A 26282-nucleotide genomic window follows, 5' to 3' on the forward strand; every position below is an offset into this window, starting at 1 on the left:
GCGATGAGCCGCGCCACGCCTGCCGCCGTTCAGAACCGCCGCGGGATCAGATGGTCACCGTGGTGCCGTCGAAACGGGTGACCGAGAAGCGGTGCCGCTCGTTGAACCACGACTTCTGCTCGCGGAGCAGCTCGATCGCCAGGCTCTCGCCCAGCTTCAGCGACTCCTTGTAGTCGGTCCGCCAGTGCACCCCGGCCATGTTGCGGCCGACGGCGATGTTGGCGGCCAGCTTGTTCAGCTCGCCCCCGACGGTCAGCCGGTCCGCGTCCGCGCCGGTGTACGGGACCAGTTCCGCGCCCGAGTCGCTGGCCTGCACCGGGTTCGGCAGCACGGCCGTCTCCTCGTGCCACGCCTTGAGGATCGTGGCGCAGGCGCCCGACGCCGTGGCGTGCCCTGCCGCGTAGGCCGGGTGCGTCGGCGAACCCTCCGGGAACGCCTGGGGCAGCAGGTAGGAGCCGAACTTGCTGAACACCCGGTCCACCGCGTCCGACTCGAGCACCTCGCGGTCGAGGAACGCGTAGTCGCGCCTGCCCGACAGCCGGTTGTGCACCCTGGCGCAGAACGCCTCCGGACGCAGCCGGCGGTGCACGTACCACTTCTGGAACCAGGCGGCCCGCAGTGCCCTGTTCGCGACCTCGGTCACGAGCGAGATCAGGTGCGGGATGCCGAACGTGCTGAACCCGAGCTGCGTCTTCGAGTCCAGGTACGGGTTGCCCGCGTCCGCCGGCACCTTCTGGTAGTACATGATCAGCGCGGCGTTGATGAACGCCTGCGCCGGCGTGGGCCCGGCGTCGAAGTGCACCCAGTGCGTCAGGTCCCTGGGGGTGGCGAGGTACCGGCGGTTCACCTGGTCCCGCTCGGACGCCGCGAGCGACCTGTTCCAGCCGTTCTGGATCCGGACGAACGTCTCGAAGGTCGTGACGTAGTCGCGGTTGGGCTGCACCGTGTCCTGACGCTGGTCAGTCACGTAGGTGCCGAACTGGACGGGCTGGAAGAAGAACTGGGAGATGAACGGACCCGCGTGGTCGCCCGGCGTGTCGCCGCGGAACACGAAGTCCGGCTCGATCCTGCCGTTCCTCTTGGCCGCCCGGTAGTCCGACAGCCTGCTCAGGTCGTCCGCGGCCGCGGCGACCAGGCGGTCGTCCGCGAACCTGGTGAAGGGCACGTCCCTGCACAGCGCCATCCAGTACAGCTCGGTCGCCTCCGCGGACAGCTCTGGCGAGTCCATCCTCGGTGCGGGCGGGATCGTCATGCTGTTGCTCGGCGGCCCGACCGCGTCGACCGCGAGCCCCGCCTGCGGGTTCGTCAGCGGACGCCCCTCGGCGAGGGTGATGCGGTCGATCTGGTCGGGGTCCTCGCTCGTGAGAGCACGCAGGTACGCGCGGTACGCGGCAGGGTCGACCTCGCCGAACTCGTTGTGCGACAGCCCCTTGCTGTAGCTGCCGAGGTAGTTCGGGTAGAGGTTCTCCTCGCCGTTGCTGACGTGCATCACCGGCAGGGCGTCCACATCGGACTTGGCGGTCCGATCGACAGGTGGGCTCATGTTCTCGTCCTATCTGGCCGTTCGCCGCGAACGGTCCTAGTCGCGCGGAGCGCCGCCACCACCCTGCTGACCGTCGATCACGACGCGGCCGAGGCCGTTCTCCACGACGACGCGGGCACCGGGGATGACGCGGCCGTTGTCGTCGATCGGCTGACCGCCCAGGTTCACGCGGAAGCGCGGGCCGGCCTCGGACATGTGCCAGTGGCGCCACTTCCAGCCGTCGGCCGTCTTCACCGCGAGCGCGCTGGAGTACAGCGGCTGGTGCTCCTTGTGGTCGGCGCGCGTGATGATGACGTCGCCCTCTTCGTTGACGAGGCCGAGGGTCTTCGTCGCGACCGCCTGCGTCGCGAAGATCGTCTTGATCTGGCTGTCGGTGCTCGTGGGGAACAGCGTGGTGAGGTACTCACGCATGTTCTCGCGACCGGTGATCTTCAGCGGAACGCCGTTCACCGCGATCAGCTCGTAGGTGGTGAAGTCGTCGGCGATCGTGTTGAGAATGTAGTCGATGTCGCCGCGCGAATAGGCCACCTGCAAATCGGCCAAGAATCCGCGCACCTCGAGCTCGGCGGCCTCGTCCGCCTCGAAAACGTCACCCTCGCTCGAACCCGAACTGCCGAGGAGGCCGCGGGCGAATTCGCTCAGCTGCCTGCCGAAATCCTGGATCTCAGTCACAATCAACTCTCCGATCAATAGCGTCGCCAGCCGACCGACCGTAGCGACGGACTGCTCTTCCTCGGTGTCTGTTCTAGTCATCCGCAGAGGGTGACGACTTCTCCTCTGTTGCTGTGAACCCATTCCAGCAGCCCGGGACCTCGTGGCCGTCTTCTGGCTTGCTCGATTTCTGCCGGTTTCCCCGCAAGGGAGGAGAAGGAGCAGGAGCTGATCAAACTTAGTGTCCCTGTTGTCGGTCGTGCGCATTCGACAATCGGGGAGAGAAGCCGATGGAAGAACACGTGAGCGGATACCTGCCACCCATGCGTTCTCGTGGACCCGAGTTCCGGCTGCGACGCCTCACCCAGGATCCGGCGGGGGCGGGTGACGGGGCGATCTCCCCCGACGGCGCTCGGTTCGTGGCGTCGTCGCGCCGGGCCGGGTCGCTGAACCTGTGGTTCTACGAGATCGCGACCGACCAGTGGCACCAGGGCACGCGTGGCGCCGGCGACGACATCGAGGCGCAGTGGTCACCGGACTCCAGCTGCCTCGCCTTCACCTCGTCGCGCAGTGGGCACAAGGCGGTCTGGCTCTACCGGTCGCGCGACGGCCGGATCAGCCAGCTGACCTTCGCCGACCACGAGGAGGAGTACCCGCAGTGGTCGCCGGACGGGACGCAGATCGCGTACGCCGGCGGGCCGTGGGGGCACCGGCACTTCTACGTCGTGCCCGCCAAGGGCGGCAGGCCCCGCCCGGTGACGGCGACCCCCGGCCGGGCGGGCGCCTGCTCGTACCTGCCCGACGGCCGCGCGTTGGTCGCGCACTCCTACGACACCGGGGCCGGGGCCATCTCCGTGTTGCCGCTCAACGGTTCCGCGGCGACGCAGATCACCGACGGCAGCGCGTGGGACTACAAGCCGTCGGTGTCGAGCGCGCACCCGGTCGTGGCGTTCTCGCGCAGTTTCGAGGGCCGGTCGGTGATCTGGGTGCAGCGCCTGGACGGCAGCGGCACGGGCCGCGCGCTCGTCACCGAGGCGGCGGACGACCGGTGGCCGAACTGGACGGCGGACGGCCAGAACCTGTTCTTCCACCGGCTGGTCGACCGCGGCATCGGGATCTGGGTCCTCGACCGCCGCACCGGTGTGGTCCGCCAGGTCGTCGGCGCGGACGAGCAACCGCGCTACGGCGCGTTGAGTCCCGACGGCACCAGGCTGGTGTACGCGGCGGAGGACTCCGGCCGGTCGGTCGTGAAGATCCGCGACCTCGCCGGAGGACCGCCCCGGCTGCTGCCGCTCGGCGAGGCGGCGTTCCCCACCTGGTCCCCGGACGGACGGTCGATCGCCCACCTCGCACGGCATCCCGCGCGGCCGCGCTGGGAGATCGCGACCTACGACCTGGCGAGCGGCGAGAGTCGCGTGTGGACCAGGGGCCTGGACCACCTCAAGGGCATGCACGGCCCGCTCGACTGGTCGCCGGACAGCACGCGGCTGGTCTTCAAGTCCGACACCGAGCCGTTCGAGGCCGACCTGTGCGTGCTGGACGTCCGCACGGGCGAGGTGCACCGGCTGACCGAGGACGCGTGGTGGGACGAGGCGCCGTCGTGGACGCCGGACGGCCGCGGTGTCGTGTTCATGTCGACCAGGGGCGGCGACTGGACGTGGGGCTTCTACCGCCTCGACCTCGCCACCCGCGAGATCACCACGCTCGCCGGCCCCGACTACGTGGAGCGCAACAACCCGCGCCTGCTGCCGGACGGCACCCTGCTGTGCTCGCTCGTGGCGTCCGGCGCCGAGGAGCTGCACGAGCAACGGCCGGACGGCCTGGCCCGCGTGCTGTCCGCGGCGGGTCCGTCGGTGCGCTACCCGGTGCCCTCGCGCGACGGCTCGCTGGTCGTGTTCACCCGCACGTACCGCACGGTCGAGTACTGGCTCGCGGAGAACGTGTGGGCGCCGGACTCGCCGATCGCCGACCTCGCCGGTGACCGTCCACTCCGGACGGACGTGCCGCCGCAGTCGCCGTGGAGCATGGGGCCGGTGCGCAGCCCGGTCGACACCCGGCGCAGATGACGCATGTGAAGCCCACCCGGTCGGGTGGCCAGCCCATTCCCCCTTCACGCACCAGGAGATCTCGCATGACCAACAACTCCGTCGAGCCCGGCCGGCTGTCCGACTCGCTGCCGGCGCAGAACAAGATCTACGACACCGCCGCGGGCGCGTTGTGGCACCTCGCGGTGTACGAGCCGGTGCACGAAGGCCGTGAGTTCACCAACATGGCGGGCGCCGCGCTGCTCGACAGCATCGGCACCGAGTTCAACCTGGGCGCCGGGCACCGGGTGCTGGAACTGTGCTCCGGCACCGGCGAGGTGTGCCGGTACCTCGCGGGCCGGTTCGACTGCCAGATCACGGGCATCGAGCTCAACGCGTCGCAGCTCGAACACGCCAGGATCAAACACCGGCAACTACCGACCAGCGTGCAGAAACGCGTCCGCTACCTGCGCGGGGACGTCAACACGTGGATGCCGGACCGGGCCTACGACGTGGTCATGGCGGTCGACTCGCTGGCGTTGATGAACGACCCCGGCGATGCCCTCGCGGTCGCGCACGCGGCGTTGCGGCCCGGCGGGCACCTGGTGTTCGCCGACATCCTGACCGGCCGCGAGCTGAGCGACCGGGTGCGCGGCACGGCGTGGGAGTACGACGGCATCCGGCCGTTGCCGCAGCCCGCCGACACCGCGGAGCTGTTGAGCCACCTGGGTTTCGTCGACATCGTGCACACCGACATCTCGGCGGCCGCTGTCGACTGCTTCCGGATCATCTCCGGGGCGCTGACCGTGCGCCAGCGGGCGATCCAGGACGTCTGCACGGCGGAGGAGTACGCGCACTGGTGCGAGTCGACCGAGTTCTACCTGGACAGCTTCGTGCGCCGGGAGCTGTCGTACGGCCGCTTCACCGCGCGCCGTCCTGCCCAGGGCGACTCGTGATGTCGTTCCTGCGCCGCGAACCCGTGCTCCTGCAGGCCGCGTTCCTCGCGCTGATCAACCTCCTGGTCGCGTTCGGGCTGGTCGAGCTCACCGCCGAGCAGACCGGCGCGCTGGTCGGCGTGCTCGCCGCGGTGCTCGGGCTGTGGGCGCGCCGGCTGGTGACACCGGTGTCCACGTTGAAGGAGAAGAAGTGAGCGCACGGATCCTGCCTCCGTTGCCCAACAGCCTGGTCGACTTCGAGAACCGCGGGTTCCGCACCGAGAACGCGGCCGCGCGGGCGTTGCTGGAACGTCGCGCGTCGGCGTTCCTGCTGGGCTACAACACGTTGCGCCGGCACGGGGTCGAGGAGCTGGCCGTCCGGCTCGACCCGTGCCCGCTCGACGACCAGGGGTTCGCGTACGAGGGCGCGGCGTTCGCGGCGGCGGCGCACGACCTGCTGCGGCCGGGCCGTCCGACGACGCTCGACGCGCTGTTCGCGCTGGCCGGTGACCGCTACCCGCACCTGATGCACGTGGGCGCGGGCTGGGTCGGGCTGGTCGCGCCGCCGTCGCTGGTGCTGCGCAAGGCGAAACTCGACCCGTTGCTGCGCTGGCTCACCCTCGACGGCGCCGGGTTCTCCCGGGCGTTCCTGCGCGGCAAGGGCTGGAACCGCCGGTTCAGCCGTGCCACGTGGTCGGCCAAGCCGGCACACACGGTGCTGCACCAGGGCGTCGGCCGTGCCATGTGGTTCATGGAGTGCACCGACCCCGCCGCGATCCGGCGTCGCGTCGAGACCTTCCCACCCGAGGCGCACGCCGAACTCTGGTCCGGCGTCGGGCTCGCCGTCTGCTACGCGGGCGGCGCCGACGACGCGGCGCTGGACGACCTCACGTCGCTGACCGGGCCGAACCGGGTCGCTCTCGCCCAGGGAGCGGCGTTCGCGGCGGGTGCGCGCGGCGCCGCCGGGCACGTTCCGGCGCACACCGAGACCGGGGTGCGCGAGCTCGCCGGGGTGTCGGTCGTCGAGGCCGTCGAGTGGACGGTCGTGGCGGCGCACGAGGTGCACGCCGGTGACGTCGACATCGCCGCGTACCGCCGCTGGCAACACCTCATCCGCGAACGAGCGGCCAGGCACCTCTGACCATCGCCACACATCGGAGACACTGTCATGACAACACCTTCGGTCCCTGCCCGGCGCGCGGGAAGACTGCTGCCGGCCGCGGTGGCGGCGGTCCTGCTCGTCGCCACCGGCTTCGCCACCGCCCGGCCAGAGCTCTCCGACGCCGAGGCCGCGAGCCTCGCCGCCCGGTACGAGTTCGCGATCAAGCCGCTCAACGAGGCCCCGCCGGGTGCGCGGTCGTTGCGCGAGGTCGGGCCGGACGTCGAGCACATCCGGTCGTGGATCTCGGCCGTCGGCGCCGCGGTCGGGCTCACCGACCACGACGGCAACGGCAGGTCCGACGACGCCTGCCTGGTCGACCCGCGCGACGACTCGGTGCGGCTGTTCCCCGTGCCGGGCACCGGGGACAGGTTCGAACCCGTGGAGCTGCGGCCCGAGCGGGACTACGACGCCACGATGGCTCCGATGGGCTGCGTGCCGGTGGACCTCGACACCGACGGCGACAGCGACTACGTCGTGCACTACTGGGGCCGCTCCCCCGTGCAGTTCCTCAACACGGGCAACGGTTTCCGCGCCGTGGAGCTCGTCGAACCGCGGCAGGTGTGGAACTCCACCACGCTGAACGTCGGCGACGTCGACGGGGACGGCAACCTCGACCTGCTGGTGGCGAACTACTTCCCGGACAACGCCAAGGTGCTCGACCCCGCCGCGGGGCCGGACGCGCGCATGCAGATGCAGGACAGCATGTCGCGCGCGTTGAACGCCGGCACGAACCGGCTGCTGCTGGGCAAGCCGCGGGGCGCGGACCAGGCCCCGGCGTGGACCGACGCGAGCGAGTCGCTGCCGCCGGAGGCCGCGCAGGCGTGGACGCTCGCGATCGGCCTGCAGGACCTGACCGGCGACCACCTGCCCGAGATCTACCAGGCGGAGGACTTCGGGCCCGACCACCTCATGGTCAACCTGTCGACGCCGGGGAACGTCCGGTTGCGGACGGTGAAGGGCGACCGGGATCTCGTTTCGCCGAAGTCGACGGTTCTCGGCCACGACTCGTTCAAGGGCATGGGCGTGACGTTCACCTATCCCGACGGCGCCGAGATGCCGACGATGGTGGTCAGCAACATCACCGCGGAATGGGGCCTGCAGGAGAGCAACTTCGCTTTCACGCCGACCGGTTCCGGAAAAGAGCTGCTGTCCGGCGAGGTGCCTTTCATCGACCGCAGCGAGGAACTCGGACTGGCGCGCAGCGGGTGGGGATGGGACATCAAGGCGACTGATTTCGACGGTGACGGAACTGACGAGATCATGCAGGCGACGGGCTTCCTGAAAGGCGAGAACTGGCGCTGGGCACTGCTCCAGGAACTGGCTCTCGGAAATGACCAGCTGCTGCAGTACCCGGCCTCGTGGCCACGTTTCGGGCCCGAAGCAAACCTGTCCGGACATGACACGAACCCGTTTTGGGCCCGAACGGCGTCCGGGCGCTACGCCAACTTGGCGAAACATCTTCGCCTCGATGAGGCGGTGAACACCCGGGGCATCGCGATCGGCGATGTCAACGCCGACGGCAGGCCCGACGCGCTGCTGGCCAATCAGTGGGAGGACTCGCGGCTGCTGCTCAACACGTCCAGCTCACAACCTCGGCAGACGGTGCTGAGCCTGCACCGGCCCGGCACGGGAAGTTCGACCACCCCGGCGATTGGCGCGCAGGTCGTCGCGCAAGCCGACAACCGGCCCGCACAACGTTCTCAGTTATATCCGGCGAATGGTCACACGGGTGTCTCTTCCGCCGAGCTGTTCTTCGCGTCCGGTTCTGCCGGTGACGCTGAATACACCATCACCTGGCGGACTCCGGCCGGCCCCAGGACCGGCACGATCGTGCTGCCGCCGGGCAGCCATTCGGTTTTGCTCGGCGACGACGGAAAGATCACCACTCAGTAGCTGCGACAAGAGGCAACCCCCGAAAGATCCAACGAAACAGCCCACTGCGTCACTCCGACGGCGCAGCTGGGCTTTTTCGTTGTGACGTACCGTGAGTTCGATCAGTGAAACCCGCCCGAAAAGAGCAGAACTGGCAGTGTTGACTTACCATTCCAGGTGATAAGGAACACCGATCGCACAATTGATCAAGCACGAAGCCGTACCGACCGAACGGTCGAGCACGCCTTACTGCTCGATCACCACAATCCCGACAAATAGCAAGATCGCGACTACCCTCCGCGCGGTCACAGACGGTTAGCTCAGGTTGACAAACAAAGAAGAGTGCCAACCGTCGTTCGGTATCTGTTCAGTCACGTCCACATAGCCGAGGCTCTCGCTCCGCTGCCGGTGCTCCTGGCCCCAGCAGCCCCACGCGCAGGACAGGTGCCGAACATTCGCCGCGGGTGGGGCCATCCGCGTCGGGGGCTTTGTTCGGGGCTTTGACCAAGGGGTAGGAGACTCACCTTGAAAGGCCATTCCTCAATCCACTGGCGAACAGAGGCGAACTGCCTCAAGTGCGACAAGATCGGGCTTTGCTCCACCGTCGGCCGCTGTCTCGCGGAGAGCACGGGAGCAGCCCGGATCACGTCCGTCGCCAAGGCAGTGGACTACATGATCGAACATCTCGCGGAGCCGATCCAGCTGAGCGACGTGGCCCGTGCGGGAACGCTGAGCCCGTTTCACTTCCACCGGATCTTCCGAGATGTCACGACCACGACACCGGCGCGTTTCCTCACCTCGTTGCGAATGGCGGAGGCGCGTCGTCTTTTGCTGGTGACGCAGAAGACCGTGACCGATGTGTGCACCTCGATCGGCTATTCCAGCCTCGGCACGTTCATCAGCCAGTTCGGCAAGCTGACCGGCCTGTCGCCGCGGCGGTTTCGCTGCGTGATCGAGCAGATAGGTCAAATACCCATCGAGGCGCTCGTGGAGGCGGGCCCGGAGCCGGCGGCGGCCTCCGGGCCCATCGGCGCGGTGACGGGCACGCACGGGGAGCCGTGCCACGCGTTGCTCGGGCTGTTCCGGCTGAACCGGCCGCAGGAGCTGCCCACGATGTTCCAGGTGATCACGACCAACCGGCTCGCCGCGCTGCCGCCGGTGCCGGACGGGGACTACGAGCCGATCGCGGTGGCGGTGGGCCCGTCCGCGACGGTGCGGGACGTCCTCGCCACCCCGATCGGCGTGCTCGGCCGCGTCGGGTTCGGGCTGTCCCCCGTGACGGTGGCAGGCGGACGGTGCCGCCACCCGTTCCAGGTCGCGCTGCGCAGGCAGCGCCGGTTCGACCCGCCGATCGAGTTCACGCGGCCGTTGTTGTCCCTCGCCCGCCGTCGCGTTCTCCGCATCTCCCACTCCACTCCCGCCATCGGGTGACCCCGCCCCGTCGCGGCACTCCGCCCTGACAGCTCGGGCGCGCACAGCTTCGCCGGCAACGAAAAGCGGGGTGAGCGGCCAGGCCGCCCACCCCGCTTCGCTCGTGCTGGGATCAGGAGTTCATCCAGTTGGTGCGGGTGCAGAACTGCACACCCGGCTCGTCCGCGATGTTGTCCTGGTTGGTGTCCACCTCGGCCTCGTGGGTCGAGTAGATGTCGAGCGAGTTGACGTCGATCTTGCCGTCGCCGTCCCAGTCCATCAGCTTGCCCTTGAACGTACCCGTGATGTAGGCGTTCGCCATCGGGCCGGTCGGGGTGTCCAGCGTGCCGAGGATGCTGTTGCCGGGGAACAGGATCTCCTCGAGCGAGCTGCCGCGCATCGTCTCGAAGTTGATGTAGCCCCAGGTCTGGACGGCACCGCGGACGTAGCGGATCGCGGGCTTGCCCTTGATCTCCATCAGCGGGTCGGTGGTCCACTCGCCGGACCGCTTGGCGGAGACCATCTCGTTGCGGTGGCCCAGCGTGTCGTTGTCCGCCTGGCCGGACAGGAAGATCGGCCGCAGCCCGCGCGACTCGAAGAAGAAGCTGCCCCGGCCCGCGCTGGCGTGGTTGGTCACGCCGCGGAACAGGAAGTTCTCCACGTGCGGGGTGCCGTCGTCGTGCAGGCCCGCCAGGTTCTTGCTGATGACCAGCTGGTGGTCACGGGTGGCGGAGTTCGGGCAGGCGTGCGCCTGGCCGTAGCTGCGCGCGAGGCCCTGGGGCGCAAGGGAGATCTTGCCCCAGTGGCGGCCGGTGTCGTCCAGCCGCACGTACACGTCGACGTCGATGTTCAGCAGGATCGTCTCGTCGAACGTGCGGTCGGGGTCCTGCTTCCACGAACGGCTGTCGAACGAGGGAACCCCGGTCGTGAGCTCGGACGCGAACAGCCGCGCCCACTCGCCGACGTCGGCGTCGTCGTCGTTGACGAAGCTCTGCAACGCCTTCAGCGCGCGCGGGCCGCCGATCTTCTCCAGTGCCCACAGCGCGTTCCAGCGGACCTCGCGGACGCTGTCCGTCTTGATCGCCTCGGTGAGCAGGTCGACCGCGCCCGGCAGGCCGCGGTCCACGTACTGGAACAGCGACTGCTCCCGGATCATCGGGTCGCGGTGGTTCAGCGCCTCCTGCGCGACCTGCTCGTCCGTGCGGACGTCCAGCCGGATCGCGGTCCGCTTGAGGAACTCGCCGAAATCACTGTTGAGACGTGCGGGGTCACCCTGGAGGTAGTGATCCCAGACAGGAGCCTGTGCCTCTACACCGCTTACCTGTCCCAGATCGACAGACTCAAGTGCCATGCCGGTCATCCTTTCCGAACCGCTCAGCGACATTGGTTCTTGCTGCGGACGCAAGTAAGCCCTGACCAGCAGGAACTGCGCGCCGGCCAGCGACTTGACTATCCGCTTTTCGCGTTGAGGACTTTTATCCCGGGCGAGCGAATCGATTTCCAGGACCGCTCTCCAACGCTGACTCCACTAAAGCCGGGTTGACGACACCAGTCAACGACGTGGGCCAAACGAGCAATCGAGCGTAAAAACGTCCGAAAATATCCTCACACCAGGTCCCTGGCGCCGTCCGGACGCCGCCTGGTGACCCCTGCGCGGTCCAGCAGTTCGAGCAGCGGGACGGCCGTGCGGCGCGTCGTGTCCCACTCCTTGCGCGCCTGGCTCACGGTGAACGGCGCGGGCAGGGCTCGCAGGACCTCGGCGGCCAGGAGGTCCGCTCCGGGCAGCAGGACGACTCCAGGGGCGAGCTGGAGGAGCCTCCCCGCTCTGACGGCGGCGGCGAGCTCTCGTGGCCGCAGGCCCGCTGCGGCGAGCTGCTGGGCCTCCGGGGCGCGGAAAGGATTCCGGCGCAGGGATTTCGTCAGCCTGGCCAGAGCTGTTTCGACTTTCTCCGGCAAGTTCTCGGGGATTGCTGGGTCGTCCTGTGTGGACAGGTTGGCGGCGCGGAGGAGCGCGCGGGTGACTTCGGGGGACGGAAGGTCGAGGCGGGCGGTGAGGACGGGGAGCGGGATGCCGGGGGTCAGGGGACTTTCGGCGCGCCAGCGGTCCAGCTCGGCCGGGAGGCGGGCGGCGAGGCCGGTCCAGGCGACCGGATCCGCGAACCAACTGGGAGCCACGGGCTCACCCGCAACGGGCAGAGCGATCGCCCGAAAATCACTCGGCCGCAGAAATCGCTTCCGGCGCAACAGATCCGCCGCCAACGCAGAGGAGGTCTCCCCTCGCCCTCGCGATGCCAGCGCCACGAGCTCCGCTCCCCTGCGCGCGGCGGCTCCCCTCCTGGTCAGCTCCTCCGGCACCACGTCGGCCACCACCGCCCCGACCGGCGGCCCGGTCCCTCCCGGATCCCGCAACAACACCCGATCCCCCGGCCGCACCGGCACCGCGCACTCCGCGCGCAACCGGGCCGCCCCCTCCCCCAGCGCACGCACCCGCACCGGCACCGCCGCCGTCCCGATGTGCAGTGTCAGCACGGGATTCCGGGGACGCTCGCGCCACAGCACGTCGAACTCCGCCACCGGCCGCCACACCTCGGCCACCAGGGCGTCCCCTCGGCGCACGTCCACGCGGGCACCGGCGAGGTTCACCGCCACCCTGCGGACCGGCCGGGCGACCGCGACGGGCCGTTCGCACACCTGCAGGCCCCGCACCCGCATCACTTCGCCGGTGCGGACACACCTCAGGCGGTCTCCGAGCCGCAACGTGCCGCTCGCCAGGGTCGCGGTGACCACCGTGCCCGCGCCGGCCACCGTGAACGACCGGTCGGCCCAGAGGCGCACGTCCGCGGTCTCGTCCGCCTCCGAGTCCTGGTGCGTGACGAGGGCGTCGAGGGCGTCGCGGAGTGCGGGCAGACCTTCGCCGGTGCGGGCACTCACCGCGCACGCCGGGACGGACGCCAGGGACGTGCCGGCCAGCTCGTGGCGGGCGGCAGCGAGGGCGGGACCGGGGTCGGCCCGGTCGGACTTCGTGACGACGAGCAGGCCCGAGGTGGTGCCGAGGGCGTCCAGGGCGGCCAGGTGTTCGGCCGACTGGGCCTGCCAGCCCTCGTCGGCGGCCACCACGAACATCACCGCCGGGCCCGGGGCGGCACCCGCCAGCATCGTGGCGACCAGACGGCGGTGGCCAGGGGCGTCCACGAAGGACACCTCGGTGCCGCTCGGCAGGCGGGTCCAGACGAAGCCGAGGCCGATGCTCATGCCCCTGGCGCGTTCCTGGGACCAGCGGTCGGGCTCCTGGCCGGTGAGGGCCTTGACCAGGGCCGACTTGCCGTGGTCGACGTGGCCCGCGGTCACGATCACGGGCACGGTGCGGCCACTGCTCGGACGGCGCGGGCGAGGGCCTCGTCGTCGGCCGGGTCGACCGTGCGCAGGTCCAGCAGGCAGCGGCCGGACTCGATCCGGCCCACCACCCGGTGGGCGCGCAACGGCGCCGCGAAGCGTTCCGGCAGCGACACGGCGCGGCTGGGCACGCGAAAGCCCGGTGCCGCACCACCTCCCACCACCGCGGTCGACTCGACCACCTCGGCGTCGCTCACCGAAGCTGCCAACGACAAAGCGCGCCGTTCCAGCGAGGTCACGTCCACGGACAGCATGGCGAGCACCGGGGACGGCGCGCGCAGGGCGGCCTCCAGAGCGGCCAGCACCAGCTTGCCGGCCCGCAGGGCCCTGGCCGAGGGATGCCGCCGCAGCGTCCCGACCAGGTCGGCGGAACCCAGCAGCAGACCGGCTTGCGGGCCGCCCAGCAGCTTGTCGCCGCTCGCGGTCACCAGGGCGGCACCGGCACGCAACGCCGTCGTGGCATCGGGTTCGTCCGGCAGCCGCGGGTCGGGCGTCAGCAGACCAGAACCGATGTCGACGACCACCGGCACCCCGCAGTCCGCCAACTCGGAGACGGACGCGGCCGACGTGAAGCCCTCCACGCGGAAGTTCGACGGGTGCACCTTCAGCACGAAGGCGGTGTCCTTGCCGATGGCGGAGAGGTAGTCGCGGGCCGTGGTGCGGTTGGTGGTGCCCACCTCGCGCAGCCGGGCACCGCCGGACTCCAGCAGTTCGGGGATGCGGAAGCCGTCGCCGATCTCCACCAGTTCGCCCCGGCTGATCACGATCTCGCGGCCAGGCGCCAGCGCGAGAGCGCACAGCAGCAAGGCGGCCGCGTTGTTGTTGACGACGTGGACCGCGCCCGCGTCCGGCACCAGAGCGCTCAACGCCGCCAGCGCTCCCCTGCCGCGTGGAGCCCTGCGCCCGGTGGCGAGGTCGAACTCCACGTCCGTCCAGCCGGAGGCGGCCAGCAGCGCCGCACGGGCGGGCGCGGAGAGCGGGGCGCGTCCCAGGTTGGTGTGGATCAGGACGCCGGTCGCGTTCAGCACCGGTTGCGCGCCAAGGCGTTCCAGCGCGGCGAGAGCGGCGCCGGGCACCTCGGCGCCGCTCAGCAGGCCCGCACGCGCGTCCTCCTGGGCCGTCTGGATGGCCGACTTCACCGCCGCGCGGCCGTGCACCGCGACGGCCTCCCGCAACGGGGAGGCCGCCAGCAGTGCGCCGGTGCTCGGGATCGTGCGCCGCGACATGCGAGCCTCCACCGTCGGGATGTGGCGGAGGCGGACGGGAATCGAACCCGCCGGCGGCAGGTCCTGCCGCCCGTCGGTGTTGAAGACCGCGCCGGTCACCAGACCGGTGACGCCTCCCCGGCGCGTCCCAGGATCGGCAAGACAGCGGAACATCGCCTTCTCCTGGCTTGCCAAGGTCGGATCATGACGAGGCTGACCCAGACCGCCGCGGGCGGCGGCTGCGCGTGCAAGATCCCTCCGGGCGAGCTGGAAAGCCTGCTGGCCAAGGCGTTGCCGGCGTTCCCCGGCCTGCTCGTGGGCGCGGGCGACGACGCAGCGGCGATCCGGATCGACGGCGACCGGGCGGTGCTGTCGACGATCGACTTCTTCACGCCCGTGGTCGACGACCCGCGTGACTGGGGGCGCATCGCCGCCGCCAACGCGTTGTCGGACGTCTACGCGATGGGCGGCGACCCGGTGCTCGCCGTCAACCTCCTGTGCTGGCCCAGAACCGTGCTGCCGATGGAGATCGCCGCCGAGGTCCTGGGAGGGGGCGCGGAGATCGCCGCGCAGGCCCGGTGCCCGGTCGCGGGCGGGCACAGCATCGACGACCCCGAACCCAAGTACGGCATGGCCGTCACCGGCATCGCGCACCCGGACCGCCTGCTGCGCAACGACTCCGGCACCCCCGGCACGCCGCTCTCGCTCACCAAGCCCCTCGGCGTCGGCGTGCTCAACACCCGGCACAAGGCGACCGGCGAGGTGTTCCCGCACGCGGTCGCGTCCATGATCACGCTGAACGCGCGGGCGTCGAAAGCCGCGCTCGGCGCCGGAATCCGGTGCGGCACCGACGTCACCGGCTTCGGACTGCTCGGCCACACCCTGGAGATCGCGAGGGCCAGCGGCCTGACCGCCGTGATCGACGCCGCCGCCGTCCCGTTCCTCGACGGCGCGCGGGAGGCGGTCAGGGACGGCTACGTCAGCGGCGGCACGAGGCGGAACCTCGACTGGGTCCGTCCCCACACCGAGTCGCGCACCGACGAGACCACCGAGCTCCTCCTCGCCGACGCGCAGACGTCCGGCGGGCTGCTGCTCGCGGGCGAGATCCCCGGCGCTCCGGTGATCGGCGAGCTCGTCGCCCGCCGCGACCACCTCGTCGAGGTCCGCTGATCTGTCCGGTTTGCCGGTTCCTCCGATCGAGCTACCTCATTTGACAAATGAAATTGTCAATTGAACGATGGGTCCATGAGCAGCGGCATCAACTACCTCGGCGAGCCCGACGCGGTGGCGGTCGTGCTGGCGCCGCTGCGCAGAAAACTCCTGGCCAGGCTGCGTGAGCCCGCTTCGGCGACCCAGCTCGCGGCGGCGCTCGACCTGCCCAGGCAGAAGGTCAACTACCACCTGCGCGCGCTGGAGACGGCGGGCCTGGTGGAGCTGGTCGAGGAACGGCAGCGGCGCGGCTGCGTGGAACGCATCGTGCGGGCCAAGCCGGGCGCGTTCGTGGTCGATCCGACGGTGCTGAGTCACGAGGACGACACCGCCCAGCGCAACCGGATCCAGGACCAGTACGCGGCCGAGCACCTCGTCGACGTCGCGGCGGCCACCGTCCGCGACGTCGCGCGGATGCAGGTGAAGGCGGACGAGGCGGGCAAGCGCCTGCTCACGTTCACCGCCGAGAGCGACGTGCGGTTCGCGAGCCCCGCGGACGTGCACAGGTTCACCGACGAGCTGACCGAGGCCATGCGCAAGATCGCGGCCCGGTACGACACGCCGGACGGACGCCCGTACCGGGTCGTCGCGAGCGGCCACCCCAAGCCATCAGAGAAGCCGAACGAACAGGGAGAGAGCGAATGAACGACGTCCAGGCCACCGACACCCCGCGGCTGGAGGTCCGGGTGGCGACCACGGTCGGCGCCGCCTGGCGCGCGCTGCGGGACAAGGACGTGATCAGGCAGTGGCACGCGTGGCAGTCCGGTGAGCTCGAGGCCGAGCTCGACTCGATCTACTTCACCGACGTCGTCGAGGACGAGGCGAACCACACGCTCGTCCCCAACGGCGGCGACAAGTTCGAGATCAAGGAGGACGGCGACGGCGTGCGCATCATCCTCACCCGCGCGCCGTTGAGCGGTGACGCCGAGTGGGACGCGTACTACGACGACGTCACCGAGGGCTGGACGTCGTTCCTGCACCAGCTGCGGTTCGCACTGGAGCGCAAGCCCGGTGAGACGCGCCGCACGCTGTTCTACGGCAACCGCGGCACGTACTCCGGCACCGTCGTCGAACGCCTGGCGCTGGACGGCGTCGGCGAGCCCGGCAGCCGCTACACCGCGACGCTCGCGGGCGAGGCCGTCGAGGGCGAGGTGTGGTTCCGCTCGGAGCACCAGCTCGGCGTGACGGTCGACGCGTGGGGCGAGGGCCTGCTGGTCATCGCGGGCACCGGCCCGTCCGAGACGGACCCGTCCGGCACGTCGATGGCGCTGCTCAGCACGTACGGCCTCGGCGAGGACGGCTACTCGCTGCTGGACAAGCGCTGGTCGCAGTGGTGGTCCGAGAACACCGGCAAGTGAGGCGGGAGCACTCTCATGGCTGAGCAGACCAGTCGTGCCGGCACGATCGTCGGCCTCGACCTCACCGTCGCCGACGCGCCAGGGGTCCGCGACTTCTACGCCTCGGTGATCGGCTGGGCGCCGGAGCCGCTGAGCATGGGCTCGTACGACGACTACATGATGCTGGCGAACGGCGAACCGGTCGCGGGCGTCTGCCACCGGTCGGGCGGCAACGCGGACCTGCCCGCCCAGTGGCTCACCTACATCGCGGTGGACGACCTGAGGGCGAGCCTCGCGCAGGTGACCGAGCACGGCGGCGAGGTCCTGCGGGCGCCGACGACCACTGCACCCGGTGGGTTCGCGCTGATCAAGGACCCGGCGGGCGCGACGCTCGCGCTCATGCAGAACCCGTACGCGCAGTAGCAGTGGCCAGGCCCGGGACCGCGCGGCTCCGGGCCTCACCACCCGCCCCTGTCCGCGATGTCGCGCACGAACGCGGCGCTGAGCGAGTCGTCGGCGTCGAGGTTGGCCGCGATCACCTCGCACAGCATCTCGTCGGTACCGCCGCCGATCCGGGTGAGCCGCACGTCGCGGTACATCCGGGCGAGAGGGAACTCCTCGGTGTAGCCGCGTCCGCCGAACGCCTGCAGGGCGGCGTCGACGGCGTCGGCGCAGTCTCGTGCGGCGAGCAGCTTCACGGCGGCGACGGCGGAGTGCGAGACCTCTCCCCCGTGACCGGGAGTCGTCGCGGTGTCGAGCATCGTGGCGACGGCCTCCACCCTCGCCCAGTGCCAGGCGATCCGGTGCCGCAACGCCTGGTGGTCGAAAAGCCTGGTGCCGAAGGCGTTTCTCTCGCGCATGTGCGCGATGGCGAACCCCATGGCCGTCTTCGCCATGGCGATGAGTCCGGCGGCGGCCGCGATCCGTTCGAAGTCCAGCACCCGCAGCAGTTGCACGAGCCCGGCCCGCGGATTTCCCACGGCTTCGGCGTTGTCGACGTCGAGGTTCAGCACGGCGGTGTCCGCGGACTTCACGCCGAGCGTTGACACGAACCTGTCCACTCCGGACAGTTCGGTGAGGAAGAGACCGAACCGCGCGTTCCCCGTCCGGGCGAGCACCAGGCCGTGGGTCGCCCTTCCGGCGTTGGTGATGAAGCACTTGGTGCCGCGCAGCCGCCACCGGCCTTGGTCGAGCGTCGCGGACGTCGTCACGGCGGGCACGTCGGAGCCCGCACCGGGTTCGGTCACGGCCGCGCACCCGATGACGGTCCCGTCGAGCGCCTTCCGCACGATCTCGTCGTGCCCGCCCGCCCGGTGCAGGGCGTGCAGGAAGACCTCGCTGTGCAACGAGACCGCGAGCGCCGCGCCTCCGTTGTGCACCGCCAGCTCCTCGACGAGGATCCTGGCCAGCGGCAGCCCGCCCACCGGTCCGAGCGCCCACCGCTCGTGGAACGCGCCCGCCGCCCCCAGCTCGCGGAACAGCTCTCCCGGCAGGTGCCCGTCGCGTTCCCACTGCGGCATGTCGGGCACGAACCCGGCGACGACCCGGCGCACCTTAGCGCGGTAGTCGTTCATCCCGCCTCCCGCAGCACGTCGAGGTCAGCGCACACCTCGGCGGCGATGCTCAGCACGTCCCTCTCCGCCGTGCGCACCACCCGCCACCGTCCGGCCATCGCCAGCAGATGCCGGCGCACCGCGCTCTGGTAGGCCACGAAAGCCTTCTCCGGGGTGGAGGTTCCGGCGTTCTGCGGTCCCAGCTCGCCGGGGTTGACAGTCGCCATCCGGCGGGCCGCGGCCGTGACGACGGGCGTGTCCAGCAGGAACACCCCGTCCGGCCGCCGCACGGGCGCGAACAGCGGCAGCATCTGCTCCGGCCGGTCGAAGTCGCCCTTCTCCCGCACCCCACCGGCCGCGACCCGCGCGACGAACTTGTGGAACCAGCCGTCCGCCACCACCACGTGCCCGCTCTCCAGCGCGGGCGTGATCACGCACCGGTCGACCAACGCGTAGTAGCTCGCCCTGATCAGCACCCAGTGCGGGTCGCCGAGCCGGAAGTACGGGCCCCGCAACGACATCTCCTGCAACGCCCGCAACCCACCCAGGTACTCGGCGACGAACGGGTCGTCCGGCTCGGCGGCGTTGTGCCGGACGAGCCGGACCGCCTCGCCCCGTTGGCGCAGCAGTGCCGCCACGGCCACCGCGGTGCTGGACTTGCCGGCCCCGTCGATGCCTTCCAGCGCTAGGAACACGGACCCACCTGCCGGTGCGGCTGCGCCCCGCCGGACGTGAGCAGGTCGCGGGCCTCCTCGATCGGGAAGTCCGCGTCGAGGTAGGCACCCAGCCGGATCCAGTCGTGCCCGATCCGCAGCGTCGCCTCCCAGGCAGCGGCCGAGTCGAACGACGCGGGGAAGACGTCGGCCCGCACGAGGTCGCGCACCCCGGCGACCAGCTTGTCGAGCAGCTCGCCCCACGTCTCCCAGTCGTCACCGGCCAGCGCCCGGTCCACGGCTGCCGCCTGGTCGGCGAGATCCACGGGCACCGCCGACGCGAGCCTGGCCACGATGGCCGCGTCGGGCGGCAGCGGGTTCATGCCGCACGCGCTGAGCACGGCCCGGCAGGCGTGGTGCAGCAACCGGAACCCGCTGGTGCGCGCCACCTCCCGCTGGCCGCCGTCGAGCGCGCCGGTGAGGTCCTCGCGGGCGTTCTCGACCATGATGTTCGACCAGACCTGGGCCATCCCGGCGGCCGCGAACCGCTTGGCGGGCAAGGGGACCAACGCCAGGTGCCCGCCCGCGGCCCGCTCGGCGGGCACCGAGGCCAGCCGTTCGGGGACGACCGCGGCGCCACCGGAGAGGTCGAGGACCGGGGTGCGGGTGGACGGCGGCGGGGTGACCGGGTCCGCAGGGGCCCAGGGCTGGGCGGTGGCGATCGGGCCGGTGTCGCCCCAGACGAGGTCGATCAGCCCACACCGGTGGAACTCGGCCACCGCGTCGCCGTTCGTCACCGCGAGCAAGCGCGCTGGCGCGTCGCCCGTCGTCGCGTGCGGCTGGTCCGCCGCATCACCCGCTGCCGTGAGCGGCCGCGCACCACCCGCGTCCGCCGCGAGCGGCTTCCCCGGCGCGATCGACCGCCACGCCCGTGCCGCGTCCCCACCGAGCACGAACACGTCCGCCCGCTCCCGCACCACGTGCAGCCGGTCCCCGATCGGCCACGTCGTGACGCCCCGCCGCAACCCCACCGAGACCTCGCGCCCGTCCGCGGCACACCCCGCGACCCCGAAGTCCGCGACCAGCAAGGCCCGTTCCGCGACCGATCCACCCGCCCTCAACCGCTCCCGCAGCCCGGCAGCCTCCGCGTCCCCACCGGCGATCAGCCGGTCGAACTGGCGGTCGAGCCACTTCGGCTCCAGGTACGTCTCCCCGCGCGCCGCCACCCACGACTTGGCCGCGTGCCGGGCGGCCAGCGCAGCCCACCCGTCCGCCTCGGCTTGGCCCAGCAAGTCCGACGCCACCGCGTGCCGCATGGCCTGCCTGCTGTGGTGCCCGTACCACCCGGACACCACCTCGGCCAGCGACAACGGGAAGTCCCGCGCCCGCCGCACGACGTCGTTGTCCCGCAGCACGACCGCGCCGAGCAGCCGCTGGCACCGGTCGAGCAGCGCCGCCGGCACCGTCTCGAACCCGGCCGGCGGGACCGCGTCCATCTGCGCCCGCACCTGCCGCAACGAACGGGTGCGCACCTCGACTCGCCGTCCCTGCACGAACACGATCGTCTGCATGGTCGGGTGCTCGTGGTCGTCGTCGGCCAGCAGCAGGAAGTCGATGTCGGACGAGGAGTTCCCGAACCCCTCCGCGATCGAGCCCTCCAGCACGGCGCCGCACCCCGGCGGCGCCTCCACGATCTCCAGGGTCTCGTCGAGCAGCGACGTGAGCCGCTCCAGGCTGATGATCACGACTCCTCCGGCCCGGCCAGCACCCGGATCACGCCGGTGGCCCCGTCGACGTCGAGCCGCATGCCGTCCCGCACCCGCGTGGTCAGCCCCGGCACCTGCACGACCGTCGGCACGCCCAGTTCGCGGGCGACGATCGCCACGTGGGTCAGCGGACTGCCGCGTTCCACCAGCAGCCCGGACGCCGACGGCAGCCACGCCACCCAGCCGGGGTCGGTGCGGTAGGTGACGAGGATGTCGCCGCCCGCCTCGGACGGCAGGTCGACCACCCGTGCCTGCCCCCGCACCCGGCCGGGTCCGGCGGGCACACCGGTGAGCTCGGCTCCGGCGGCGGCCGCGGTCCCACCCGGAACGGCACGGGCCCAGGCGACGCGGTTCGCCTTCGTGCCCACCGCGCCCTTCGTGGTGAACCGCGACGGCGCGGTCAGCTGAGCGTCGGACTCGGCACGAACCTTGCGGGACTCGACCAGCGCCCGCAGGTCGGTGTCCACTGTGGACGCTTCGAAGCAGCCGCCGATCTCCTCCAGGTACAGCCAGAAGATGTCCTCGGGCGAGTCGAGCAACCCCAGCTCGGCGAACCTGCGGCCGATCGCGCGGATCATCACCTTGGCCGTCCCGAACGCGCGGGTGCGGCAGAACCGGATCCGTTCGCGCAGCTCCAACGCACGGCGCACCTTGCCGCGCACCCGTTCGTAGACCTGCCGCCTCGCCGGACTCAACGACGCCAGCACCGCGTCGGCGTCGGCCCGCCCGGTCGTGCTCTCCACCGCGGCCACGGCGGCGCGCAGCATCGGGAAGAACGTCGACGGGTCGTCCCGCAGGCTCGGCGACTCCAGCTTCAGCTCGTCCAGGCTCCGGTCGCCGTACCGCCGCACGTAGTCGTCCACATAGGACACGAACGTCGCGTGGCCCGCCGCGAGCAACGCCTCCCGCGCCTGCCCGGGCGGCGTCTCGGTGACCACCAGGCGCAGCTCGTCGTCGGCCCGCACGAGCGCCGCCAGCTCGGCGATGCGGTGGGCGGGCCCCGCCGACTCGACCGAGTTCGCCGGACCCGCCACCGCCCAGGTGAACCACATCGGCGCGTCCGGCAGCCACCTGCGGTTGAGCGCCTGCAGGGTGCCGAACGACAACCCGATCACGGCGTCGAGCACCGCGACCCGGCCCCAGCGCGCGACGAGCGTGCGTTCGAGCGCCTGGTAGCGGCGGTAGACCTGGTCCGCGGTCAGCGAGTCGTAGTCGGTGGCCCCGAACTCCTCGTAGGTGCGGTAGAAGTCGGCGATGAACCGCTCGCCGGTGCGTTCGATCAACGCGAACCGGCTCGCGAACCGCACCCGCGACCGCGCCGTCCGCAGGATCTCCTCGGCCCGCGACCCGAACGTGAACGGGTGCAGCCCGTCCGCCAGCTCCGGATCGAGCGACTCCTCGACGCCGAGGGTCAGCTCCAGACTCCGCCGCCCCAGCCGGTACAACGGCGCCAGCCGCACCAGCCGGTACCAGTTCAGCAGGTTGTAGTAGACCCGCCCGTGGAAGTACCCGAGCAGCGCGGGCAACCACTCCTGCGCCTGCACCAGCTGCGCGTCGCCGACCTTCAGCTCCCGGCAGTACTCCTCGTACACCCGCTGGTAGACCCGCCGCGCGAAGCTGTACGTCAGCGGCGACGTCATGCCGCGAAAGCTCTCGATGATGTTGGAGTTGTCCCACACGTGCAGCTCGCCCCGGTCGCCGAGCCCTGCGGTGATCGGCCGGCTCTGCACCACCCACAGCGTGCCGTCCGCCATCGCCCACTCGACGTCCTGCGGCCCGCCGCGGGCTCGTTCGATCCGTCCGGCCAGCTCGCTGAGCGCCCGCAGCTCACCGTCGTTCAACGCCAGCGACTCCCTGGCCGCCGCGACGGTCTCGGTGACCCGGCACCCACCGCCCGCGTCGGGGTCGTACCGCTCGCGCTTCTCCCCCACCGTCACCTGCAGGACCTGCCCGGCCTCGTCGAGCACGACCGTGTCGGCGTCCACGGCCCCGCCGACCAGCCCCTCGCCGAGCCCGAACACGGCGCTCACCACGCGTTCGGACCGCTCGCCCGACATCGGGTTGGCCGTGAACAGCACGCCGCTCTTCTCCGCGCGCACCAGCCGTTGCACGATCACCGCCATGCCCGCGCCACCCACCGGCACCCCGTGCGCGAGCCGGTAGGCCAGCGCACGCGCCGAATACGCGCCGGCCCAGCACTTCCGCACGTGCTCCGCCACCGCGTCGAGGCCGACGTTGAGGAACGTGTCGAACTGCCCGGCGAACGAGAACTTCGGCCCGTCCTCGTCCAGCCCGGACGACCGCACGGCGACCGGCCCGCCGACCGCCTCGGCGGCGGCCTCGACCTCGGCCAGCACCTCGGGCGCGAGCGGTGTCTCCAGGATCGCGGCCGAGATCTCCGCCGAGACGGCCTCGGCGGTCTCCGGCGTGACGCAGAGCAGCGCTGCCTCGATGCGTTCGGAAAGACCGGTGGAGGCTAGGTGGCGGCGCAGCACGTCCGCGCCGATCACCCGCCACGGCGGCACGACGAACCCGGCGTCGGCCAGCTCCCGCAGCCCACGGGCCTTGGCTCCGGTCAGATCGCTCTCGCGTGTCACGACTGTCATGGCCACACTCCCCACACCGCCCCCACCAGAAGGACCACCAAGTCGACGGCCAGCACGAAGGTCAGCCCCGACCACCACTCCGCACCCCGCCGCCCGGAACGCCACCAGGACCGCACCGACCCCACCCATCCCGCAGCGATCGCCCCGACCAGCACCGGCAGCACCCACGGCACCGCACCGACGACGGCCAGCCCCACCGAAGCCAGCACCGCGACCCCGGCCAGCACCGCCGCGGCGACCAGCCGCCCACCCAGCCCGAGCCCGAACGGCACGTACCCCGGCTCGTCCAGCTTCCGGCTGAACTTCCAGTACTCGTAAGCACTCCAGAGCAACACCGCCGCCCCCGCGGCCACCATCGGGGGTGCTCCCGCCGTCACGGCGCCGTATCCGAACACCAGCAGCGGCGCCACCTCGTACGCGACGAAGAGCACCACCGGGTGTGTGACACCGCGACGGGGCAGGAGTGGGGCCGCGAGGGCGGCGGCGCACGCCCCGCCGGCAACGGCGAGGGCCTGGAGGTCGTGCAGGTTGAGCAGGAGAACAAGGCAAGCAACAACAGCAAGCCCAGCGCGAAGGTCCGCCTCGCCGTCGTCGTGGTCGTCCACCAGCCGCAGGAACAGGAACAACAGCACGAACGTCGCCCCGCCCGTCAGCGCCGGCACGGCGCCGCAGAGCACCACGACCGTGACGTAGGTCAGTACGGCGGCGAGGCCGTGCGTCTGCGGTGGGAACCGCAGACGCACGTACCGGGCGGCGGCGGTCATCCCGTTCTCCCGGCCATCCGCAGCACGTCGCCGATGCCCGGCTCCGCGCGTCCCAGGTAGCCGACGCGCACGCAGTGGTCGAGCAACGTGCGCAGGTAGTCGACGCCGGTGGCGGTCGGCCGCCACGGCATCAGGCCGAGGGCGTTCGTGGCGTCGAACCGGGCACGCCTGCGGAAGAAGCTCTCGTACATCGCGATGATCCGCCGGTAGTAGACGCGCTCGTCCGCCGGCAGCGCGTCGACCGAGAACGCGGACGGCGAGACGTAGTGCGGCACCTGGAACATCGGGTACTCGGCCAGCGCGTTGCTCACGTCGAGCAACGTGTGCGAGCGGGCCCCGACGGCGTGGAACGTGCGCCCCTCGGCGGCCCAGAACCGGTTCACCACCTCGCAGATCAGCGCGGCCACGTAGTCGACCGGTACGAGATCGAGCAACGCGTCGTAGAAGCCGGGCACCGACCGCACGCGTCCCTGGGTGAACAGCTTCAGCACCACGTACATGTTCTTGAAGTCGCGGATCACCCCGGACTCCTGCGTCCCGACGATCATGCTGGGCCGCACCACGGCGAACGGCACCCCGGACGCCCGCACCTCCTGCTCCGCCAAGAACTTGCTGCGCTCGTACCCGGTGCCGAACCTCTGCCCGGCGTCCAAAGAGGACTCCAGCACGCGGCCGACGCCCTCGCCGCACACGTACGCCGTGCTGACGTGCACGAGCGGCACCGTGCACTCCGACGCCAGCCGCACGACGTTGCGGGTGCCTTCGACGTTGAGCGACTCGTAGGTCTCCCACCGCCTCCCGAAGTCGGTGGTGGCGGCGGAGTGCACGATCCGGTCCACGCCGGAAGCGAGCGAGGAGTACTGCTCGGTGTTCAGGCCCAGCATAGGTTTCGTGACGTCACCGGCCACACAGGACACCAGGCCGGGACCGGGCCGCGAGACCGTGCGCGCGACCGTTCCGTCGTTGCGCACGATCTCGGACCGCTTGTGCACGAGAGCCAGCACGGTGTGGCCCTGTTCGGCCAGGCGGGCGCAGACCTCGGCGCCGACGAGTCCCGCCGCGCCGGTGACGAGGACCCGCAGCCCGCTCACGCCGCCGTCCCCGTCACGCGTTCGGTGACCAGGTCGACCAGTTCCCGCACGGTCGAGACGCCGAGGGCCTCGTCCACGTTCACCTCGGCGAGCTCGAACCGTTCCTCGATGACGATCGCGAGCTCGAGGAGCCGCAACGAGTCGAACCCGAGGTCCGTGGCGATTCTCGCGTCGTCGGACAACTCCGCGGAGTCCCCGTGCGACATGTGGCGCAGGATGCCGTGCACCGCCTCGCGCACCGACTCGTCGTCCATCGCAGTCTCCTCGGGCCCGGTCAGCGCTTGAGCTCGGCGCGCATGGTCCACTTGCCGGTCATCAGGGTGTTCTTCGAGGTGTGCGTGACCGGGAACCCGTACTTCTTCACCAGGTCGGTGTTCGGGCCGGACACCAGGATCGAGTTCGCGGCCTGCTCCTTGGCGCGGAACTCCATGTCGTAGACGAACTGGATCTCACCGCGGGTGCCGGTGTAGTAGCCGACCGGCGTGTGGAACTTCGTCACGGGCAGCGAGGAGATGTCCTCGACCACGGCGAACCGCTCGTGGTCCACAGCGGACCCGGTGTACTTGTTGTGCACCAATAACATGCCGTTCGGCATTGTTGTGATCTTTCTGGTGGCCTGGACGTGCCGGGCCGGGGCGCCGAGCTTCTGCACCGCGTTGGTCAGCGCAGGCTGGTTCGTGCCCCACCACAACGGCTGCGTGGTGCCCCACGGCTGCTCGACGCCGTCGCGGTGCGAGATCTCGACGGTCGCCATCGTGATCATGGTCGGCTTGGCGCGGCCGCCGTTGACCGAGATGCCCGAGCACGAGTAGTCGCCCATGTAGACGTTGACCTTGCCCGGTGTGCCGTCGGCTTCGCGGACCTTGTAGCGCGCCGGCACGAGTGCCCGCGCCTCGGCGGCGGTGATCTGCGCGATCTCACCGAACTCCAGGCAGTCGCCTTCCGACGTGACGACGACCGACCCGCTCGCCTGGGCGGTCACGGGTACGAGCGTCGCCGCCAGTGCGAGCAGCACGGACGACAGGGCGAGAGATGACTTCCTCATGTGGCTGTTCTCCTTGTGGGGGAAATGAACGCGCGCGTCATCGACGCACGACCGAATGGGCGC

At 70.8% G+C, this 26282-nt stretch carries 23 protein-coding genes and 1 tRNA gene; 10 read left to right on the top strand and 14 right to left on the bottom strand.

Going from position 1 to position 26282, the window contains the following annotated elements:
• Positions 1 to 46 precede the first annotated feature (46 nt).
• Positions 47 to 1543, bottom strand: coding sequence for a vanadium-dependent haloperoxidase (locus ACQEU1_RS07830; RefSeq protein ID WP_433197781.1), 1497 nt, complete (start codon positions 1541 to 1543; stop codon positions 47 to 49).
• A 36-nt stretch (positions 1544 to 1579) separates the two neighbouring features.
• Entirely contained in the window at positions 1580 to 2296 is a 717-nt protein-coding gene (locus ACQEU1_RS07835; protein WP_382442656.1) for a nuclear transport factor 2 family protein, read from the bottom strand.
• Between the two features lie 188 nt (positions 2297 to 2484).
• Here ACQEU1_RS07835 and ACQEU1_RS07840 point away from each other — a divergent pair, with 188 nt between their 5' ends.
• The 6 genes from ACQEU1_RS07840 to ACQEU1_RS07865 all read left to right on the top strand — a co-directional run bounded on the left by ACQEU1_RS07840 (position 2485) and on the right by ACQEU1_RS07865 (position 9618).
• Positions 2485 to 4260: a hypothetical protein gene (locus tag ACQEU1_RS07840; RefSeq protein WP_433197783.1), complete on the top strand. Its 1776-nt coding sequence runs from the start codon at positions 2485 to 2487 to the stop codon at positions 4258 to 4260.
• 65 nt (positions 4261 to 4325) lie between these two features.
• A complete protein-coding gene (locus ACQEU1_RS07845) occupies positions 4326 to 5174 on the top strand; it encodes a class I SAM-dependent methyltransferase (RefSeq protein ID WP_433197785.1) in 849 nt (282 codons plus the stop codon).
• Complete coding sequence (locus ACQEU1_RS07850; protein ID WP_433197787.1) at positions 5174 to 5368, top strand: hypothetical protein; 195 nt, start codon at positions 5174 to 5176, stop codon at positions 5366 to 5368. Before ACQEU1_RS07845 ends, ACQEU1_RS07850 begins: the two co-directional genes overlap by 1 nt.
• Positions 5365 to 6294 carry a DUF1702 family protein gene (locus tag ACQEU1_RS07855; protein WP_433197789.1) on the top strand — a complete coding sequence of 310 codons (930 nt, stop codon included), beginning with the start codon at positions 5365 to 5367 and terminating at the stop codon, positions 6292 to 6294. The genes ACQEU1_RS07850 and ACQEU1_RS07855 overlap by 4 nt, the downstream gene beginning before the upstream one ends.
• A 27-nt stretch (positions 6295 to 6321) precedes the next feature.
• Positions 6322 to 8208: an FG-GAP repeat domain-containing protein gene (locus ACQEU1_RS07860; RefSeq protein ID WP_433197791.1), complete on the top strand. Its 1887-nt coding sequence runs from the start codon at positions 6322 to 6324 to the stop codon at positions 8206 to 8208.
• 651 nt (positions 8209 to 8859) lie between these two features.
• Complete coding sequence (locus ACQEU1_RS07865) at positions 8860 to 9618, top strand: helix-turn-helix transcriptional regulator (RefSeq protein ID WP_382442662.1); 759 nt, start codon at positions 8860 to 8862, stop codon at positions 9616 to 9618.
• Between the two features lie 112 nt (positions 9619 to 9730).
• Here ACQEU1_RS07865 and ACQEU1_RS07870 read toward each other — a convergent pair whose 3' ends face one another.
• The 4 genes from ACQEU1_RS07870 to ACQEU1_RS07885 form a co-directional block, all read right to left on the bottom strand.
• Entirely contained in the window at positions 9731 to 10948 is a 1218-nt protein-coding gene (locus ACQEU1_RS07870) for a HEAT repeat domain-containing protein (protein ID WP_433197794.1), read from the bottom strand.
• A 254-nt stretch (positions 10949 to 11202) separates the two neighbouring features.
• Complete coding sequence (locus ACQEU1_RS07875) at positions 11203 to 12957, bottom strand: SelB domain-containing protein (protein ID WP_433197796.1); 1755 nt, start codon at positions 12955 to 12957, stop codon at positions 11203 to 11205.
• Positions 12948 to 14216 (bottom strand): L-seryl-tRNA(Sec) selenium transferase, encoded by a 1269-nt coding sequence (gene selA, locus ACQEU1_RS07880; RefSeq protein ID WP_433197798.1) that lies wholly within the window; start codon positions 14214 to 14216, stop codon positions 12948 to 12950. Before selA ends, ACQEU1_RS07875 begins: the two co-directional genes overlap by 10 nt.
• Positions 14217 to 14238: 22 nt before the next feature.
• Positions 14239 to 14333, bottom strand: a tRNA-Sec gene (locus ACQEU1_RS07885).
• A 66-nt stretch (positions 14334 to 14399) separates the two neighbouring features.
• On the opposite strand from ACQEU1_RS07885, the gene selD reads away from it, so the two are divergent.
• From selD to ACQEU1_RS07905, 4 genes are all read left to right on the top strand, one after another.
• Positions 14400 to 15365 carry a selenide, water dikinase SelD gene (selD, locus tag ACQEU1_RS07890; RefSeq protein ID WP_433197800.1) on the top strand — a complete coding sequence of 322 codons (966 nt, stop codon included), beginning with the start codon at positions 14400 to 14402 and terminating at the stop codon, positions 15363 to 15365.
• A 75-nt stretch (positions 15366 to 15440) separates the two neighbouring features.
• Positions 15441 to 16049, top strand: coding sequence for a helix-turn-helix domain-containing protein (locus tag ACQEU1_RS07895; protein WP_433197802.1), 609 nt, complete (start codon positions 15441 to 15443; stop codon positions 16047 to 16049).
• The gene (locus ACQEU1_RS07900; protein WP_433197804.1) at positions 16046 to 16762 is read left to right on the top strand and encodes an SRPBCC family protein; all 717 of its coding nucleotides are present in this window, start codon (positions 16046 to 16048) and stop codon (positions 16760 to 16762) included. Before ACQEU1_RS07895 ends, ACQEU1_RS07900 begins: the two co-directional genes overlap by 4 nt.
• Positions 16763 to 16777: 15 nt before the next feature.
• Positions 16778 to 17164, top strand: coding sequence for a VOC family protein (locus ACQEU1_RS07905; protein ID WP_433197806.1), 387 nt, complete (start codon positions 16778 to 16780; stop codon positions 17162 to 17164).
• A gap of 35 nt (positions 17165 to 17199) precedes the next feature.
• Here ACQEU1_RS07905 and ACQEU1_RS07910 read toward each other — a convergent pair whose 3' ends face one another.
• From ACQEU1_RS07910 to ACQEU1_RS07945, 8 genes are read right to left on the bottom strand one after another with little or no spacing between them, the layout of a single operon-like run.
• Positions 17200 to 18315, bottom strand: a complete 1116-nt coding sequence (locus ACQEU1_RS07910; RefSeq protein WP_433197808.1) for an acyl-CoA dehydrogenase family protein — start codon at positions 18313 to 18315, stop codon at positions 17200 to 17202.
• The gene (locus ACQEU1_RS07915; RefSeq protein WP_433197810.1) at positions 18312 to 18989 is read right to left on the bottom strand and encodes a dTMP kinase; all 678 of its coding nucleotides are present in this window, start codon (positions 18987 to 18989) and stop codon (positions 18312 to 18314) included. Before ACQEU1_RS07915 ends, ACQEU1_RS07910 begins: the two co-directional genes overlap by 4 nt.
• Positions 18980 to 20692 (bottom strand): hypothetical protein, encoded by a 1713-nt coding sequence (locus ACQEU1_RS07920; protein ID WP_433197812.1) that lies wholly within the window; start codon positions 20690 to 20692, stop codon positions 18980 to 18982. Before ACQEU1_RS07920 ends, ACQEU1_RS07915 begins: the two co-directional genes overlap by 10 nt.
• Positions 20689 to 23319 carry a phosphoenolpyruvate synthase gene (locus tag ACQEU1_RS07925; protein WP_433197814.1) on the bottom strand — a complete coding sequence of 877 codons (2631 nt, stop codon included), beginning with the start codon at positions 23317 to 23319 and terminating at the stop codon, positions 20689 to 20691. The genes ACQEU1_RS07920 and ACQEU1_RS07925 overlap by 4 nt, the downstream gene beginning before the upstream one ends.
• A complete protein-coding gene (locus tag ACQEU1_RS07930) occupies positions 23316 to 24083 on the bottom strand; it encodes a hypothetical protein (protein ID WP_433197816.1) in 768 nt (255 codons plus the stop codon). The genes ACQEU1_RS07925 and ACQEU1_RS07930 overlap by 4 nt, the downstream gene beginning before the upstream one ends.
• Positions 24080 to 25174: an SDR family oxidoreductase gene (locus tag ACQEU1_RS07935; RefSeq protein WP_433197818.1), complete on the bottom strand. Its 1095-nt coding sequence runs from the start codon at positions 25172 to 25174 to the stop codon at positions 24080 to 24082. The genes ACQEU1_RS07930 and ACQEU1_RS07935 overlap by 4 nt, the downstream gene beginning before the upstream one ends.
• A complete protein-coding gene (locus ACQEU1_RS07940; protein ID WP_433197820.1) occupies positions 25171 to 25428 on the bottom strand; it encodes an acyl carrier protein in 258 nt (85 codons plus the stop codon). Before ACQEU1_RS07940 ends, ACQEU1_RS07935 begins: the two co-directional genes overlap by 4 nt.
• A 20-nt stretch (positions 25429 to 25448) precedes the next feature.
• Positions 25449 to 26219 (bottom strand): hypothetical protein, encoded by a 771-nt coding sequence (locus ACQEU1_RS07945; protein ID WP_433197822.1) that lies wholly within the window; start codon positions 26217 to 26219, stop codon positions 25449 to 25451.
• Positions 26220 to 26282: the final 63 nt, after the last annotated feature.

It is taken from the genome of Lentzea sp. CA-135723 (assembly GCF_050936595.1).
Classification (GTDB): Bacteria; Actinomycetota; Actinomycetes; order Mycobacteriales; family Pseudonocardiaceae; genus Lentzea.